The sequence below is a fragment of the Streptomyces sp. NPDC088387 genome (genome assembly GCF_044753385.1).
In the GTDB taxonomy this organism is placed as follows: domain Bacteria; phylum Actinomycetota; class Actinomycetes; order Streptomycetales; family Streptomycetaceae; genus Streptomyces.
This window is the reverse complement of sequence record NZ_JBIVNC010000012.1, coordinates 177,702-193,980: the sequence shown is the minus strand read 5'-3', so window position 1 is coordinate 193,980 and position 16,279 is coordinate 177,702. Positions and strand designations below refer to the sequence as shown.

Genomic DNA, 16,279 nt, shown 5'->3' with positions numbered 1-16,279 from the left:
CGGGGTTGGGCCTGGGCGCAGGGCCCGCGTGCGGGGCAGGGCCCGGGTGGGGCCGGCGGTGGGGCCGGCCCCGGTCGGCGTGCGGGGGGTGTGCCCCGGTCTCAGGCGACGCTCATGAAGCTGGCGAACACCAGGAGACCCAGCAGTGGCAGCACCACGGTCGCGATGATGCCGCAGACGAGACCGGCGGTCGCCGCACCCTTGTTGGTGGCCTCGCCCCGGTTCGCCCGGCCGCGCCCGATGGCGCCGAAGATGATCGCGAGGATGCCGAGGATGACCCCGAAGAACCACAGGAAGAACGTCACGCTGCACACCACGCCGATGATGCCCAGCACCAGTCCGGTGGTGCCCATGCCGTTGCTCGGCTGGGCCGGCATGCCGTAGCCGGGCGTCTGGGGGTAGCCGACCGGCGGGGCCGACGGATAGGGCTGACCCGGGTTCGGGTAGCCGTAGCCGGGGGTGGCCGGCGGTGTGCCGTACCCACCGGGCGGCTGCTGCGGCGGCTGCGGCGGTCCGAACCCACCGGGGTTGGTACCGGACATGGAGTGGTCTCCCCTCGTTGACGGAACAAGGCATCGTAATGGGCCCGTTCACGGGCATGGGCGTGGATTTCGCGACCGATGCGGGACCGTGCCCGTCGGGGCGGTGAGCCGTGTGACGGGGTGGCGGTCGGGCGGGGGCCGTGGGGGTGTCGCGGCGTGCGGGGTACGTCGGCGTGACGGGGGCCCGGGGACGGGGTGCGGCGGTGCTCGGCCGGCGTCGCGGACCAGCTGGTCGCGGGCGCCGACGCTACGAATGTCGCAGGTTTCCGGCCCGGCGTCGAGAAGGGTCAGCGGGCCTGTGCGACCACCACGGCGGCACCCTGCGCGGCGCCGTAGTAGTCGTCGTCGTACGGGTCGTCGTCCGAGTTGATGGCGGCGGTGATACCGACCGCGAGCAGCACGAGCACGACCAGGCCGAGCACGATGCCGATGATGCCGGTGATCAGACCGGCCTGGGCCTGGCCGTGGTTGTTGGCGATGCCCTGCTCGACGCGCTTGCGGCCCTTGATGCCGAAGACGACGGCCAGGATGCCGAGGATCACGGAGACCACGCCGTAGAAGCAGAACAGGGCGCAGGCCAGGATGCCGAGCACCATCGCGGCGATGCCCATGCCGTTCTGCGGCTGCATCGGGGCGCCGGGCCAGCCGCCGTAGCTCTGCGGGTAGCCGGGGTAGCCATAGCCGCCGGGCATACCGCCCGGGGCGGGGCCGGCGGGCGCGACGGGCGGCGGCGGTACGGAGGCGGGCGTGTCGAAGGGCGAGGCGCTGACCGGCGTTGTCGAGCCGGGCTGCGGATAGCCCGCCGACGGGGTCGAGTCGGGCGGCGGATAACTGGCCGCCGGCATCGAGGTGACGGTCGCCTGGTCGTGCACACCCGGCGGACGCGGGGCGCTCGCGGGCGGCACGGGCGTGTCCGCCGGCGGCTGCCCGGCGTTGGACGACTGGTCCTTGTCCAGGGACGGCCTGCTCTCGGGCGGCGCCCAGGGATCGTAGCCGCCCCCGTTCGCCCCGTCCGGCTGCGCTGCGTCCGTCATGTCTCGTCCCCCTGGGTCGTTCGTCCCGCCATGCTAAGGCCTGGCTCCGAAAGGTCGATGGCCGGTACCGGAACGCACTCGCTCCGTCGGCAACGACGGCCCCGAAGGCCCCGCCGGTTCCCTCCCCGCGCCTCTCCCCACTCCCGGCCTACGATGTCCCTGCCACATGATCAGCCGATCACCGCGCCGCACCCCACGGGAGTGCCCGGCGCCCTGCCTGGGGAGGCACCCTTGACCGAGCACACCAACGCACCCGGCGCCCGCGACCCGCACGCCTTCATCGCCGGACTGCCCAAGGCCGAACTGCACGTGCACCACGTGGGCTCCGCCTCCCCGCGGATCGTGTCCGAACTGGCCGCGCGGCACCCCGACTCCAGGGTCCCCACCGACCCCGAGGCGCTGGCGGACTACTTCACGTTCACGGACTTCGCGCACTTCATCGAGGTGTACCTGTCCGTCGTCGACCTGATCCGCACACCGGAGGACGTCCGGCTGCTCACCTTCGAGGTGGCCCGGGAGCTCGCCCGCCAGCAGGTGCGCTACGCGGAGCTGACCGTCACGCCGTTCTCCTCGACCCGGCGCGGGATCGACGAGCGGGCGTTCATGGACGCCATCGAGGACGCCCGCAAGGCGGCGGAGGCCGAGTTCGGGACCGTACTGCGCTGGTGCTTCGACATTCCCGGCGAGGCCGGTCTGGAGGCCGCCGAGGAGACGGCACGGCTGGCGACGGACGACCGGCTGCGCCCGGAGGGCCTGGTCTCGTTCGGGCTCGGCGGGCCGGAGGTCGGGGTGCCCCGGCCGCAGTTCAAGCCGTACTTCGACCGGGCGATCGCCGCGGGGCTGCACTCGGTGCCGCACGCCGGTGAGACCACGGGCCCCGAGACCGTGTGGGACGCGCTGACGCATCTGCGGGCCGAGCGGATCGGGCACGGAACGAGTTCCGCGCAGGACGAGAAGCTGCTGGCGCATCTCGCCGAGCACCGGATCGCGCTGGAGGTGTGCCCGACGTCCAACATCGCCACCCGCGCGGTGACCACGCTCGACGAGCACCCCATCAAGGAGTTCACCCGCGCCGGCGTCCTGGTCACCGTCAACTCGGACGATCCGCCGATGTTCAGCACCGACCTGAACAGCGAGTTCGCGATCGCCGCGCGGCTGCTCCGGCTCGACGAGCGCGGGATCGCCGACCTCGCGAAGAACGCCGTCGAGGCGTCCTTCCTGGACGCGGCGGGCAAGGCCAGGATCAAGGACGAGATCGACACCTACACCACCACCTGGCTCGCGCCCTGAGCCACGCCCAGCACAATGGGCCCATGCAGAACGTGACCGCCGTGGCCCATCGCGGCGACCCCTACCGGTTCCGCGAGAACACCCTCGTCTCCCTGCGTTCCGCGCTCGAAATGGGCGCGGACGCGGTGGAGACCGACGTACGGCTCACCCGGGACGGCGTCCCGGTGCTGCTGCACGACGAGACGCTCAAGCGGCTGTGGGAGCACGACCGTCCGCTGCGCGCACTCTCCGCGGACGAGGTGCGCGAGCTGACGGAGGGCGGGGTGCCGACGCTCGCCGAGGGACTCGCGGCGACGGAGGGCAGCCGGGTGATGCTCGACCTTCCCGGCCTGTCCGAGGTGCGGGCGGCCCGCCGGATCGTGGACGTCGTCCGTGAGTGCGGGGCGCAGGAGCGGGTGTACTACACGGCGGACGCGCAGGCGATGCTCGCGGTGCGCGGCGCCGACCCGGGCGCCGAGATCGCGCTGACCCGGGCGACGCTCGCGCCGCCGCGGGCGACGCTCCTGGAGGCGGTACGGCCGCGCTGGCTCAACTACCGCTTCACGCTGGTCGACCGGGACCTGGTGACCCGCGTCCACCGCGACGGCATGCTGCTGTCCGTGTGGACCCCGGACACCCGCCGCTCCATGCGCCGCCTGGTGGCCCTGGGCGTGGACTCGATCACGACGAACCGGGTGGACGTGCTGAGCGCGCTGCGCGACGGCCGCCGCCCCCGAACCCTGAGGGCGCACGCCCGCCCCTAGGGGCACTCCCTCACAACTCCCGTATTTTACAAGCCAGTTGCTCAGGGTCCCGCCAGGGTTCGGCACCCTCCCCGGTGAGGATCCGGGGGACGGCACACGGACGCAGGCTGATCACGCACCGTTCGCCGACCCCCGGGAGCAGCCCATGCCGATAAAACGCCGTGCCTTCGTCCTGTCCGCCACCGCCCTGAGTCTCGCTCTCGCCGCGGGGCCGCTCGCGGCGCCCGCCCTGGCCACGACCGACCGCCCCACGCCCTGTGCCGTCGCGCCGAACGGGCCGGACATCGCCACCCTCACCGCCGAACTGGCCGAACTGCCGGACCTCACCGCGACCGCGGGCACCGTCCGGGTCGGGGGGAAGTGCGCCTGGAGCGGGTCGGGCGGGGTGCGGGACACACGGACGCAGGCGCCGGCGCTGGAGGAGGGCAGGTTCCGGGCCGGGTCGGTGACGAAGCTGGTGACGGCGTCGATCGTGCTGCGGCTCGCCGCCGAGGGCCGGATCAGCCTCGACGGCACGGTCCAGCACTATCTGCCGGGTGTCCTCACCAAGGACTTCAAGCCCATCACCGTACGGCAGTTGCTGAACTACACCAGTGGTCTGAAGCCGGGGTCCGCGCAGCCCGGCGGGAGCGTCGACGAGACCTTCCCGCACCGGTTCGAGACCGTGACCCCGCGCGAGGTCGTGGCCGCGTCGGTGGCCGCCGGCCCCGCCGCCGATCCCGGCGACACACAGACGTACGGCAACATCCACTACACCGTGCTCGGCCTGCTCGTCGAGAAGGTCACCGACGACACCTTCGCCCACCAGGCGAAGGTCCAGGTCTTCCGCCCGCTGGGGATGCGCGACAGTTCCTTCCCGGCCGGCACCGACCCCCGGATCCACGGAGCGCACAACCGCGGATACGACTGGATCGACGGGGAGTTGACCGATGTCACCGAGTGGAACATGTCGGACCGCTGGGCGGCGGGCGACCTGATCTCGACGACCGCGGATCTGGAGCGGCTGCTCAAGGGGCTGATCGGCGGCCGGGTCGTGTCCGGGCCGCTGCTGCGGGAGGTGTTCACCCTGCCCTTCGAGGGAGCGCACTACGGCATCGCGCTCCAGCGGTTGGAGCTGTACGGCCAGGAGGTGTGGGCCAAGTCGGGCTCGCGCCCCGGGTACGCGACGGCCGTCGCCGCGACCCGGGACCTGTCCCGGACCGTCGTCTACTCGGTCAACTCGACCGACGCCAAGGGCGACGGCGGACCCGCGGCCGAGCGCTTCGCCGTCCCGGTGTTCAGGCCGTGACCGCGGCTGCCGCCGGGATGCTCGGTGGCGCGGTGAGTGCCTCAAGGCGCTTGATCTTCCGGCGCAGCACGTAGAGCGGGACCACTCCGAAGACACCGAACGACATGTCGACGACCGTCCACCAGAAAGGGATACCGCGGACCGGTCCGCAGATCAGGGCGAGCGGGATGATCCCCGCACAGGCGATCATCCCGAACTCGACGACCCAGATGTTGCGGACCGGATCCCGGTACGGCCCGTAGAACGCGACCGCGATGACCAGATGCGCGAAGGCCAGCCAGTCGGTGCCGTAGAGCACAAACGGATACTCGGCGTCGACGGTGTCGAGGCCCTGCCGGACGTGGGTGATCCAGTCCGCGAGCGCGGGCAGGTGGTCCGGCACGGACAGCGCGGTCAGCAGGTCCTCCGTCCAGCGGAGTTCGTGGACCAGGGGGAAGGCCGTGGCGCCGCTGAGCACCAGGCAGACGACGAAGAACACCAACCAGGCGCGGATGCCCTTCAGCAGGGCGGCTCTGTCGCTCATGAGGGCAGCGTACGCCTGGAATTGAACGTGTTCAAAAGTGGGGTCCGACTTGGTTCGGGGCCGGCGCGGGTGCAGTTCGGGGCCGGTTCAGGGCCAGTTCAGGGCCGGTGCAGGATTTTTCGTGCCGTGGTGTGGGCCGCCACTGTGACCACCGCTGCCGTGAGCAGGCCGGTGGCCACGTCCCGGGCGCGCGTCGGGCGCAGTGCTCCGGCGCGGCGCAGGCGGCCGCGGGCCCAGAGTGTGAACGGGACGACCAGGAGGGGTGAGGTCACCGAGCCCGGCGTGTAGCCGCGGACCGCGGCGGCCTGCGCCAGGTGGACCAGGCCGTGCAGGCCGAACCCGTTCAACGCCGCCTGGTAGAAGGCCGAGTGGCCGTCGCTGCGCCGGCCGGCCACCGACGCGGCGGCGACGGTCGCGCCCACCAGCCCGACGGCGAGCGCGAACTCGCGCCCGTCGACCGCCTCGGCCTGCCGCCACACCCGCTCCGGCACGCCGGGGAACCGCTCGCGCAGCTCGGGCACGTGCCGGCGGAGCCAGGCCGGGCCGGTCGCCAGCTCCTCCACGTCGTGCAGCGCCCACGCCGCCAGCAGCCCGAACGTGACCATACGGTCCACCGGTCTTACCTCGTCACTCATCCCGGTTCCTCCCCTGCGATCCGGCACCGGTGATCCGTTGATCCGGTGCGGGCGCCATTGTCACGCGGCGCGCTGTGATGTGCCGGCGACGGGCCTGAAGCCCCTCAGCCGCAGGGAGTTGGCCACCACGAACACCGACGAGAAGGCCATGGCCGCGCCCGCGATCATCGGGTTGAGGAGGCCGGCCGCGGCGAGCGGCAGGGCCGCGACGTTGTAGGCGAAGGCCCAGAAGAGGTTGGTCCTGATGGTGCCGAGGGTCCGGCGGGCCAGCCGGATCGCGTCGGCGGCGGCGCGCAGGTCACCGCGGACCAGGGTCAGGTCGCCCGCCTCGATCGCGGCGTCCGTGCCGGTGCCCATGGCGAGTCCCAGGTCGGCCTGGGCGAGGGCGGCCGCGTCGTTGACACCGTCGCCGACCATCGCGACCGAACGCCCCTCGCCCTGAAGGCGCTTGACGACGGCCACCTTGTCCTCGGGCAGCACCTCGGCGATCACCTCGTCGATACCGACCTCCGCCGCGACCGACTCGGCGACCGCGCGGTTGTCGCCGGTGAGCAGTACCGGGCGCAGTCCGAGCGCCCTGAGCCGGGCGACGGCCTCGGCGCTGGTGTCCTTGACGGCGTCGGCGACTTCGAGAACGGCCCGTGCCTCGCCGTCCCAGGCCACGGCGACGGCCGTACGTCCGGCGGCCTCGGCGCGTTCCTTCGCCGCCTTCAGCTCGGGCGGGAGTTCCAACGCCCAGTCGGCGAGCAGCCGTTCACGGCCCACGACGACCGCGTGGCCGTCGACCACTCCCTGGACGCCGAGTCCGGGCACGTTGGCGAAGTCCTCCGGGGCGGGCAGGGTGCCGAGCCGCTCGGCCGCGCCGGTCGCGACGGCCTGGGCGACGGGGTGTTCGGAGGCGTTCTCCAGCGCGCCGGCGAGCCGCAGCACGTCCTGCACGGCGGTGCCGTGAGTGCCGTCGATGCCGTCGATGCCGTCAGTGCTCTTGGTGCCGCCGGTGTTCTTGGTGCCGTCGGTGTTCTTGGTGCCGTCAGTGCCCTCGGTACCGGCGGCGGTGTGTACGGCGAGCAGGGTCATCCGGCCGGTGGTGACGGTGCCGGTCTTGTCCAGGACGACGGTGTCGACCCTGCGGGTGGACTCCAGTATCTCGGGACCCTTGATGAGGATGCCGAGCTGGGCGCCGCGACCGGTGCCGACCATCAGCGCGGTGGGTGTGGCCAGGCCCAGCGCACAGGGGCAGGCGATGATCAGTACGGCGACGGCGGCGGTGAACGCGGCGGAGGCCCCGGCGCCGTTGCCCAGCCAGAACCCGAGCGTGCCGAGCGCGAGCGCGATGACGACGGGGACGAACACGGCGGAGATACGGTCCGCGAGGCGCTGGGCGGCGGCCTTGCCGTTCTGCGCGTCCTCCACCAGCCGCGCCATCCGGGCGAGTTGGGTGTCGGCGCCGACCCGGCCGGCCTCGACGACGAGCCGGCCGCCCGCGTTGACGGTCGCGCCGGTGACACCGTCGCCGGGGCCCACCTCCACGGGCACGGACTCGCCGGTGAGCATCGAGGCGTCCACGGCCGAGGTGCCCTCGACAACGGTTCCGTCGGTGGCGATCTTCTCGCCGGGCCGCACCAGGAACCGGTCACCGACGGCCAACTCGCCCACGGGGAGCCGTACTTCGTGTCCGTCGCGCAGGACGGTGACGTCCTTGGCGCCGAGTTCGAGCAGGGCCCGGAGCGCGGCGCCGGCCTTGCGCTTGGAGCGGGCCTCGAAGTAGCGACCGGCCAGGATGAACGCGGTGACGCCGGCCGCGGCCTCCAGATAGATGTTGCCCGAGCCGTCACCGCGGGCGATGGTCAGCTCGAAGGGGTGGGTCATGCCGGGTGTGCCGGCGGTGCCGAGGAACAGCGCCCACAGGGACCAGACGAACGCGGCGGACGTGCCGACGGAGATCAGTGTGTCCATGGTGGCCGCGCCGTGCCGGGCGTTGGTCCAGGCGGCCCGGTGGAAGGGCCAGGCGGCGTAGGTGACGACGGGCGCGGCCAGGGTCAGGGACAGCCACTGCCAGTACTCGAACTGGAGCGCCGGGATCATCGCCATGGCGATCACGGGGACGGCGAGGACCACGGCGGTGACGAGCCGCTGCCGCAGCGGGAGCAGTCCGTCGGGCTCGGCGGCGGTGGGCTCGGCGGTGGTGGGCTCCGCGTCGTGCGACCCGGCGGCGGACCGCGGGCGCGGGGGCTCCGGCTCCCGCGCGGTGTAGCCGGTGGCCTCGACGGTCGCGATCAGGTCGGGGACGGCGACGCCTTCGCCGTAGGTCACCTTCGCCTTCTCGGTGGCGTAGTTGACGGTCGCCCTCACCCCGTCCATCCGGTTGAGCTTCTTCTCGACGCGCGCCGCGCAGGAGGCGCAGGTCATCCCGCCTATGGCGAGTTCGACCTCGCCGACGTCAGGTGCGGTGCCGGTACTTCCGGCGACTCCACCGCTCATCGCTCCTCCTCGACCACTTGCTCTTCACTTGATACCCCGAGGGGGTATATGGTGCTCTCATATATACCCCCCACGGGTATCCAAGGCAAGGCGTCACGGACCCCACCGGGACACACCGAGCCACGGACCCCACCGAGACCAGGAACCGACCACGGCCCCAGGAGTCAGAGATGAACCCCCTCCAGAAGATCGGCACTTTCGGAGCGGCCCTCGCCGCGTGCTTCGCCGCCGCGTACGGGGTCGGCAACGCGATCGCCCCGGTGGCCGACGAGCGCGAACCGGCCGCGCACACGGACTCCGGCCACGGCGGTACGGGCGGACGGGCCACCGAGGCGGCGCTCACCCCGGGCGGCCTCCAGATCTCCCAGGACGGCTACACCCTCGACCTGCGCACCCAGCGTGTGCGGGCCGGCGACCCGACCGAGCTGCGTTTCACGATCCGCGACGAACAGGGCCGGGCGGTGACGGAGTTCCGCCGCGAGCACGAGAAGGAGCTGCATCTGATCGTCGCCTCGCGCGACCTGACGACGTACCGCCATCTCCACCCCGTCCGCGCGGCCGACGGCACCTGGTCGACCACCGCCACGCTCCCCGAACCCGGCGGTTACCGCGTCTTCGCCGACTTCAGGCCGGCCGCCGAGCAGGAGGGCCTCACCCTGGGCGCGGACCTGGCGGTCTCGGGGTCGTACACACCGACGGGCCTGCCCCCGGCGTCGGCGACCGCGAAGGTCGACGGCTACGAGGTGCAGCTGGGCGGCACCCTGAAGGCGGGCGCGGAGAGCGAACTGACCTTCACCGTCACCCGCGCGGGCCGCCCCGTCACCGACCTCCAGCCCTACCTCGGGGCCTACGGCCATCTGGTCGCCCTGCGCGCCGGGGACCTGGCGTATCTGCACGTCCACCCGCACGAGGAGGCCCACGGCGACACGGTCTCCGGCAGCCCCGAGGTGGCGTTCACGGCCGTCGCCCCCAGCACCGGCGACTACCGCCTCTTCCTCGACTTCAAGGCGGACGGCAAGGTCCACACGGCGGCATTCACGGTCCGCGCCGGGGAGCGGGCGGCCACCGCCGAGCCCACCCAGGGCGGCGAGGAGCAGGCGCCGCACGACGGCGAGGAGCAGGCACCGCACGGCCACTGATCCACCGGCGTGCGCCGGCTCAGCTCTCCGGGGACGCGTGGTGGCGGCGATAGTGCCGGGCCACGCGGACCCGGTTGCCGCAGACCGGCGAGCACCACTCCCGGCGGGCATGGTTCCTGACGAAGAACAGCGCGCAGTTCGGCGCCAGACACGGGCGCAGACGCTCGCGGTCGGGGCCGGTGAAGAGCTGGACGCCCTGGTGGGCGATGAGCCGTACGGCCCCCTCGGTTCCCGAGCCGCGGTAGACGCGGGACGGCGACTCGCCCTCGTCCCAGACGAGTTCGGGCCAGGCCCGGGCGAGCGCGTTGAGGGTGCCGATCGCCGCCGGGCGTGCGGGCTCGCCGGGGAGGGCAGGGGGGCGGGGGTCGCCGGTCGCCGCCGAGGCCAGCATGCGCAGCGCGTCACGCAGGGCGCGCAACTCCGCGACCCCCTGCTCTCCCTCGACCGACGGACCGGACTCCATACCGGCCTCGGCGAACCGCCCGGCGACCGCCCGCAGCCACACCGCCGCACCGGAGTCGCTGTCGAGCGCGTCCTGCGCACGCCCCGCGCGGTCCATGGTCACGGTGTTCATCAACTCGACCGGCAGCGGCTCCCCCAACAGCACCGCGGTCGTGGCCACACCCTCGGTCGTCATACGCCCAGAGTACCCGAGCTAATGGTTTACGACCGCCGCATCCATTTGACAGCCGAGGCGGACCACGAGATGGTTCTAATGGAAGAAGCACAGAGCAACCATTAGTTCAGCAACCATTAGTTCACCCAACCAATCTCCATGTCCGGAAATGAGAGCGCGATGACGGAACCCCAAGACGGCCAGGACAGCGCCACCTACGACGTGATCGTGCTGGGTGCGGGCCCGGTCGGTCAGAACGTCGCCGACCGCGCCCGCGCCGCCGGACTCACCGTGGCCGTGGTGGAGCGCGAACTCGTCGGCGGCGAGTGTTCGTACTGGGCCTGCGTCCCCAGCAAGGCGCTGCTGCGACCGGTGATCGCGGTGGCCGACGCCCGCCGTGTGGACGGCGCCCGGCAGGCCGTCACCGGACGGATCGACACCGACCGGGTCTTCGCCCGCCGCGACCGGTACGTGTCCGGCTGGGACGACAGCGGACAGGCCGACTGGATCGGCTCCATCGGCGCCGTCCTCCACCGCGGCCACGGTCGCCTCGACGGCCCGAAGCGGGTGACGGTCACCCGCGGCGACGGAACCGTGGAGCGGCTCACCGCCCGGCACGCGGTGGCCGTCGCGACCGGCAGCCGCCCCGCGCTGCCGGACCTGCCCGGTATCGAGGAGGCCCGGCCCTGGACCAACAGGCAGGGCACCGACTCCCGTTCCGTGCCCGGCCGGCTCGCCGTCGTCGGCGGTGGAGGCGTCGGCGTCGAGATGGCCACGCTCTGACAGGGACTGGGCTCCCGGGTCACACTGCTGGCGCGCCGTCGACTGATCGCGCACATGGAGCCGTTCGCGGGAGAGCTGGTCCGCGAAGGCCTCACCGAGGACGGCGTGGACGTACTGATCGGCGCACGGATCACCGCGCTGAGCCGTCCCGACGCCAAGGGGCCGGTGACGCTGACGCTGGACGACGGGAGCCGGCTGGAGGTGGACGAGGTCATGTTCGCGACCGGCCGCACCCCCAACACGGACGACATCGGCCTGGAGACGGTCGGCGTCGCGCCCGGCACCTGGCTGGACGTCGACACCACCTGCCTGGTCGAGGACGTCGAGGGCGACTGGCTGTACGCCCTCGGTGACGTCAACCACCGTGCCCTGCTCACCCATCAGGGCAAGTACCAGGCGCGTACGGCGGGCGACGCCATCGGCGCACGGGCCGCCGGGCGCCCGCTGGACGTCGGCCCCTGGGGCGACCACGCCACGACCGCCGACCAGCACGCCGTGGCCCAGGTCTTCTTCACCGACCCGGAGGCCGGCGCGGTCGGCATCACCGCCGAGGAGGCGACGGAGGCGGGCCACCGTATCCAGGTCGTGGACCTCGACCTCAACGCGGCGCAGGGCGCCAACCTGCACGCCGACGGCTACCGCGGGCACGCGCGTATGGTCGTCGACCTCGATGACGACACCCTCCTCGGCATGACCTTCGTCGGCCCGGGAGTGAGCGAGCTGCTGCACTCGGCGACGATCGCCGTGGCCGGCCAGGTCCCCCTCAAGCGCCTGCGCCACGCCGTCGCCCCGTTCCCGACGGTCAGCGAGATCTGGCTGTTCCTGCTGGCGGCGTACGAGCGCGAGAGGGCCTGAGACCGTCGGGAGCCCTGCCTGCGAAGGCGCCCGGAACGCTTGACCCGCCCATGAACTTAGGGTTACCTAAGTTCATGGATGACGCCCCGGGCGCCACACCGCCCCAAGGCGGCCTCACCGGAGTTCCGGCCACACTTCTGACGCCGCTGCACGCCCGTGCCCACGCCGCCGAACTGGTCCCCGGAACCACGTTCCGCGATCCGCTCGCCGCCGACCTGCTGGCCCGCACCAGCCACCGGGCCGGGCAGATCCTCACCGACCGGGGCAACGCGGCGGGTTCGATCCACCGCGCGACCACCATCGACGCCCTGGTCGTCGACTTCGCCGCCCGCCACCCGGACGGGGTGATCCTCTCGGCGGGTATCGGACTCGACACCCGCACCCAGCGGCTCGACGACCGCACCCCCGGAACCCTCACGTGGCTGGGCGCCGACCTGCCGGAGGTGATCCGGCTCCGCCGCGAACTGCTGCCCGAAGACCCGGTCCGCCTCTACGACGTGTCGGTCACCGAACCGGGCTGGACCGCACTGCTGACCGACGAGACCGCCGGCCGCCCGGTCCTCGTACTCGCCGAAGGCGTCCTCATGTACTTCGACATGGACGAGCTGCGTACGTTCCTGTCCTCGTGCCGCACCGCGTTCGGCCCCGGCACGGAACTCGTCGGCGACTACTTCCACCCCCGACTCGCCCTCAGCGACCGCCATCCCATCGTCAGGGCGACCGGCGCCAGGTTCCGCTCCGGAGCGGCCAACGGCCGCCGCCTCGCGGCCCTCACCCCCGGCTGGCGCCTGGTCGCCGAACACCAGGTGATGGAACGCATCAGCCCCGCCCACCGCGCGGCCGGCGCCCTCTTCCGCGCCGTCACCCTGGGCTCCCGCCCGTACGCGATCGCCCACCTGCGCGCGGTACGGGAGTCGGACGCGTAGACCCCGCCTCACAACCCCGCGATCGCGTTCCACCGCTTGCCGAAGTCGACCCGCTCCTCCGACGTGATGTCGCGGGCGATCGCGAGCCGCTCGCGCATGCTGTCGTCCGGGAAGATCAGCGGGTCCTCGGCGAGCGCGGCGAGTTCCTCGTCCCCGGAGGAGGCGAGGACGTCGCGGGCGGCCGGCACGGGACAGACGTAGTTGACCCAGGCCGCCAACTCGGCGGCGACCTCGGGCTCGTAGTAGTGGTCGACGAGCCGCTCGGCGTTCGCCTTGTGCGCGGCGAGGTTGGGGATCATCAGCGACTCCGACCAGAGTTCGGCACCCTCCTCGGGAACGACGAACCGGATGTCGGGGTCGTCCGCCTGGAGCTGGATGACGTCACCGGAGTACGCCTGGCAGGCCAGGACGTCACCGCTGGAGAGGTCCTTGATGTAGTCGTTGCCGGTGAAGCGGCGGATCTGGCCCGACCTGACCTGCCGGTCCACCTGGTCGCACACCGTGTGGAAGTCGTCCGCCGTCCACCGGGTGACGTCGACGCCGTTGCCCTGCATCAGCAGCGCGAACGCCTCGTCCAGCCCGGACAGCAGCGTCACCCGGCCCTTCAGATCGCTCGCCCACAGATCGGACACGTGCCGGATCTCGCGGCCGAGCCGCCGCCGGTTGTACGCGATCCCGGTGATCCCGGACTGCCACGGCACCGTGAACTTCCGCCCCGGGTCGAAGGCGGGCGACCGCAGCAACGGGTCCAGGTACCGCGTCACGTTCGGCTGCCGGGCGCGGTCCATCTCCTGCACCCAGCCCAGCCGTACGAACCGCGCGCACATCCAGTCACTGATGACGATGAGATCGCGGTCCGTCGGCTGGTGGTTCATCAGCGACGGACTGATCTTCCCGAAGAACTCGTCGTTGTCGTTGATCTCCTCGACATAGTCGACGGAGATCCCGCTCCGCTTCTCGAACGCGTCCAGCGTGGGCCGCCGGTTCGAGTCCTCGTCGTCGGTGTCGATGTACAGGGGCCAGTTGGCAAACACCAGCCGCTTGTCCCGGGAAGACCGATCGGCACCGCCCCGGTCACCGGGGGCGACGTAGGCAGCCGGCACACCACACCCGGCAACCCCGGCAAGGCCGAGCAACACCGAACGACGGGACAGGACAGACGTGTTCATGGACCAGGACATCCCCGCAGCATGCGCCGCTCCAGGTCGCCGAACAATCGACGCAACGTCAAGCAAGGGGCCCCTCTCAGGACACCCTGTCGACAACGCCGCACCACCCAGCCCCCGAGGCCCCTCAGTCCAGGGACGTCATCACATGCTTGACCCGCGTGTAGTCGTCAAACCCGTACGCGGAAAGGTCCTTGCCGTACCCCGACTTCTTGAACCCGCCATGCGGCATCTCCGCAACCAGCGGAATATGCGTGTTGATCCACACGCACCCGAAGTCCAGCACCTTGGACATCCGCATCGCCCGCCCGTGGTCCTTCGTCCACACGGAGGAAGCCAGCGCGTACTCCACACCGTTCGCCCACTCGACGGCCTGCGCCTCGTCGGTGAAGGACTGGACCGTGATGACGGGCCCGAAGACCTCGTTCTGGATGATCTCGTCGTCCTGCTTCAGCCCGGACACGACGGTCGGGGCGTAGAAGTACCCCTTCTCACCGACCCGGTGGCCACCGGCCTCGACCTTGGCGTGGGCGGGCAGCCGCTCGATGAAGCCGGAGACCTGCTTGAGCTGGTTCGGGTTGTTCAGCGGACCGTAGAGCACGTCCTCGTCGTCCGGCTGCCCGGTCTTCGTCTCCGCGGCGGCCTTCGCGAGCGCCTGCACGAACTCGTCGTGGATCGACTCGTGGACGAGGACACGTGTGGCGGCCGTACAGTCCTGTCCGGCGTTGAAGAAGCCCGCGACCGAGATGTCCTCGACGGCCTTGGCGAGGTCGGTGTCCTCGAAGACGACGACCGGCGCCTTGCCGCCCAGCTCCAGGTGGACCCGCTTGACGTCCTTCGCGGCGGACTCGGCCACGGAGATGCCGGCCCGCACGGAACCGGTGATGGAGGCCATCGCCGGCGTCGGGTGCTCGACCATCAGACGGCCGGTGTCACGGTCGCCGGTGATGACGTTGAAAACGCCCTTGGGCACGATCGAGCCGATGATCTCGGCGATCAGGACCGTGGACGCGGGAGTCGTGTCCGAGGGCTTCAGTACGACCGTGTTGCCCGCGGCGAGGGCCGGCGCGAACTTCCACACGGCCATCATCATCGGGTAGTTCCAGGGCGCGACCTGGGCGCAGACACCGACCGGCTCACGGCGGACGATGGAGGTCAGTCCCTCCATGTACTCACCGGCCGAGCGGCCCTCCAGCATCCGCGCGGCGCCCGCGAAGAAGCGGATCTGGTCCACCATCGGCGGGATCTCCTCGGTGCGGGTGAGCCCGATGGGCTTGCCCGTGTTCTCCACCTCGGCCGCGATCAGTTCCTCGGCGCGCTCCTCGAACGCGTCGGCGATCTTCAGCAGGGCCCGCTGCCGCTCGGCCGGCGTACTGTCCCGCCAGGCCGGGAACGCGGCGGCGGCGGCCGCCATGGCCGCGTCGACGTCGGCCTGTCCGGACAGCGGCGCCGTCGCGTAGGCCTCGCCGGTCGCCGGGTTCACCACCTCGGTGGTCCGTCCGTCGGCGGCGTCCCGGAACTCTCCGTCGATGAAATTGCGCAGACGACGCAGCTCGGTGCTCACTGCCGGCCCTCCAAGTTCGGGTGTCCAATCACTGAGACACCCACCCTAATCCGTAGGCCGACGATTTCAACACCCCCTGCACCGCCGAACCTGCGAAATCCGCAAGGTTTGAACTCGTAGACAACGAATTTCATCGATCAAGCCTTGCGAAACCGTCGAGACCTCGTGCATGGTGAGTCCGTGGCCAGTCGCAGCGCAGAGCCCAGGGGCTCCAGTCAGTCCAGGACGGGGAACGGCAGTCCCACTCTGGACGATGTCTCCCTCGCCATCATCGAGCAGTTGCAGGAGGACGGCAGGCGGCCGTACGCCGCGATCGGCAAGGCCGTGGGCCTGTCCGAGGCGGCCGTGCGCCAGCGCGTGCAGAAACTGCTCGACCAGGGCGTGATGCAGATCGTCGCCGTCACCGACCCGCTCACCGTGGGCTTCCGCAGGCAGGCGATGGTCGGTATCCACGTGGAGGGCGACGTGGAGTCCGTCGCCGACGCGCTGACGGCCATGCCCGAATGCGAGTACGTGGTGATGACCGCAGGCTCGTTCGACCTCATGGTGGAAATCGTCTGCGAGGACGACGACCACCTGCTGAACGTCATCAACCAACGCATCCGGGCCATCCCCGGAGTGCGCTCCACCGAGAGCTTCGTCTATCTGAAGCTCAAGAAGCAGACCTACATGTGGGGAACCCGATAACCCGTGA

General features: G+C 71.5%; 13 protein-coding genes and 2 pseudogenes. 7 read left to right on the top strand and 8 right to left on the bottom strand.

The features are described from left to right. Positions 1–101: 101 nt before the first annotated feature. Positions 102–542 (bottom strand): DUF4190 domain-containing protein, encoded by a 441-nt coding sequence (locus ACIQAC_RS29460; RefSeq protein WP_402196065.1) that lies wholly within the window; start codon positions 540–542, stop codon positions 102–104. A 287-nt stretch (positions 543–829) separates the two neighbouring features. Continuing rightward, positions 830–1,576 (bottom strand): DUF4190 domain-containing protein, encoded by a 747-nt coding sequence (locus ACIQAC_RS29455; RefSeq protein WP_402196063.1) that lies wholly within the window; start codon positions 1,574–1,576, stop codon positions 830–832. A gap of 143 nt (positions 1,577–1,719) precedes the next feature. On the opposite strand from ACIQAC_RS29455, the pseudogene ACIQAC_RS29450 reads away from it, so the two are divergent. The 3 genes and pseudogenes from ACIQAC_RS29450 to ACIQAC_RS29440 form a co-directional block, all read left to right on the top strand. Next, positions 1,720–2,866 (top strand): annotated as a pseudogene (locus ACIQAC_RS29450) (adenosine deaminase); the annotation flags it as partial. A gap of 23 nt (positions 2,867–2,889) precedes the next feature. Next, complete coding sequence (locus tag ACIQAC_RS29445) at positions 2,890–3,609, top strand: glycerophosphodiester phosphodiesterase (protein ID WP_402196061.1); 720 nt, start codon at positions 2,890–2,892, stop codon at positions 3,607–3,609. 145 nt (positions 3,610–3,754) lie between these two features. Beyond that, a complete protein-coding gene (locus tag ACIQAC_RS29440) occupies positions 3,755–4,897 on the top strand; it encodes a serine hydrolase domain-containing protein (RefSeq protein WP_402196058.1) in 1,143 nt (380 codons plus the stop codon). Here the strand turns inward: ACIQAC_RS29440 and ACIQAC_RS29435 are convergent. The 3 genes from ACIQAC_RS29435 to ACIQAC_RS29425 form a co-directional block, all read right to left on the bottom strand. Then, a complete protein-coding gene (locus ACIQAC_RS29435) occupies positions 4,887–5,420 on the bottom strand; it encodes a hypothetical protein (protein WP_402196056.1) in 534 nt (177 codons plus the stop codon). The genes ACIQAC_RS29440 and ACIQAC_RS29435 overlap by 11 nt on opposite strands. A gap of 98 nt (positions 5,421–5,518) precedes the next feature. After that, complete coding sequence (locus tag ACIQAC_RS29430) at positions 5,519–6,055, bottom strand: HXXEE domain-containing protein (RefSeq protein WP_402196054.1); 537 nt, start codon at positions 6,053–6,055, stop codon at positions 5,519–5,521. Positions 6,056–6,115: 60 nt separating this feature from the next. After that, the gene (locus tag ACIQAC_RS29425; protein ID WP_402196052.1) at positions 6,116–8,536 is read right to left on the bottom strand and encodes a heavy metal translocating P-type ATPase; all 2,421 of its coding nucleotides are present in this window, start codon (positions 8,534–8,536) and stop codon (positions 6,116–6,118) included. Between the two features lie 170 nt (positions 8,537–8,706). Between ACIQAC_RS29425 and ACIQAC_RS29420 the strand changes: the two genes are divergently transcribed. After that, on the top strand, positions 8,707–9,675 hold the full coding sequence (locus ACIQAC_RS29420) for a hypothetical protein (RefSeq protein ID WP_402196049.1): 969 nt from the start codon (positions 8,707–8,709) through the stop codon (positions 9,673–9,675). A gap of 19 nt (positions 9,676–9,694) precedes the next feature. On the opposite strand, the gene ACIQAC_RS29415 is transcribed toward ACIQAC_RS29420, so the two are convergent. Then, positions 9,695–10,312 carry a CGNR zinc finger domain-containing protein gene (locus ACIQAC_RS29415; RefSeq protein ID WP_402196047.1) on the bottom strand — a complete coding sequence of 206 codons (618 nt, stop codon included), beginning with the start codon at positions 10,310–10,312 and terminating at the stop codon, positions 9,695–9,697. Positions 10,313–10,471: 159 nt separating this feature from the next. On the opposite strand from ACIQAC_RS29415, the pseudogene ACIQAC_RS29410 reads away from it, so the two are divergent. After that, positions 10,472–11,929: pseudogene (locus ACIQAC_RS29410) on the top strand (dihydrolipoyl dehydrogenase family protein). A 74-nt stretch (positions 11,930–12,003) separates the two neighbouring features. Next, positions 12,004–12,855, top strand: coding sequence for a class I SAM-dependent methyltransferase (locus ACIQAC_RS29405; RefSeq protein ID WP_402196044.1), 852 nt, complete (start codon positions 12,004–12,006; stop codon positions 12,853–12,855). 8 nt (positions 12,856–12,863) lie between these two features. On the opposite strand, the gene ACIQAC_RS29400 is transcribed toward ACIQAC_RS29405, so the two are convergent. Beyond that, a complete protein-coding gene (locus ACIQAC_RS29400) occupies positions 12,864–14,024 on the bottom strand; it encodes a spermidine/putrescine ABC transporter substrate-binding protein (RefSeq protein WP_402196042.1) in 1,161 nt (386 codons plus the stop codon). Between the two features lie 124 nt (positions 14,025–14,148). Further along, positions 14,149–15,585 carry a gamma-aminobutyraldehyde dehydrogenase gene (locus ACIQAC_RS29395; RefSeq protein WP_402196039.1) on the bottom strand — a complete coding sequence of 479 codons (1,437 nt, stop codon included), beginning with the start codon at positions 15,583–15,585 and terminating at the stop codon, positions 14,149–14,151. Between the two features lie 165 nt (positions 15,586–15,750). On the opposite strand from ACIQAC_RS29395, the gene ACIQAC_RS29390 reads away from it, so the two are divergent. Then, positions 15,751–16,272 carry an Lrp/AsnC family transcriptional regulator gene (locus ACIQAC_RS29390; RefSeq protein ID WP_402196037.1) on the top strand — a complete coding sequence of 174 codons (522 nt, stop codon included), beginning with the start codon at positions 15,751–15,753 and terminating at the stop codon, positions 16,270–16,272. The last annotated feature ends 7 nt before the right edge of the window (positions 16,273–16,279 follow it).

Bases quoted from the DNA above. Each gene is read 5' to 3' on its own strand.
- ACIQAC_RS29455 (WP_402196063.1), bottom strand. From the start codon at position 1,576: ATGACGGACGCAGCGCAGCCGGACGGGGCGAACGGGGGCGGCTACGAT.
- ACIQAC_RS29400 (WP_402196042.1), bottom strand. From the start codon at position 14,024: ATGAACACGTCTGTCCTGTCCCGTCGTTCGGTGTTGCTCGGCCTTGCC.
- ACIQAC_RS29415 (WP_402196047.1), bottom strand. From the start codon at position 10,312: ATGACGACCGAGGGTGTGGCCACGACCGCGGTGCTGTTGGGGGAGCCG.
- ACIQAC_RS29420 (WP_402196049.1), top strand. From the start codon at position 8,707: ATGAACCCCCTCCAGAAGATCGGCACTTTCGGAGCGGCCCTCGCCGCG.
- ACIQAC_RS29440 (WP_402196058.1), top strand. From the start codon at position 3,755: ATGCCGATAAAACGCCGTGCCTTCGTCCTGTCCGCCACCGCCCTGAGT.
- ACIQAC_RS29445 (WP_402196061.1), top strand. From the start codon at position 2,890: ATGCAGAACGTGACCGCCGTGGCCCATCGCGGCGACCCCTACCGGTTC.
- ACIQAC_RS29425 (WP_402196052.1), bottom strand. From the start codon at position 8,536: ATGAGCGGTGGAGTCGCCGGAAGTACCGGCACCGCACCTGACGTCGGC.
- ACIQAC_RS29435 (WP_402196056.1), bottom strand. From the start codon at position 5,420: ATGAGCGACAGAGCCGCCCTGCTGAAGGGCATCCGCGCCTGGTTGGTG.
- ACIQAC_RS29405 (WP_402196044.1), top strand. From the start codon at position 12,004: ATGGATGACGCCCCGGGCGCCACACCGCCCCAAGGCGGCCTCACCGGA.
- ACIQAC_RS29430 (WP_402196054.1), bottom strand. From the start codon at position 6,055: ATGAGTGACGAGGTAAGACCGGTGGACCGTATGGTCACGTTCGGGCTG.
- ACIQAC_RS29460 (WP_402196065.1), bottom strand. From the start codon at position 542: ATGTCCGGTACCAACCCCGGTGGGTTCGGACCGCCGCAGCCGCCGCAG.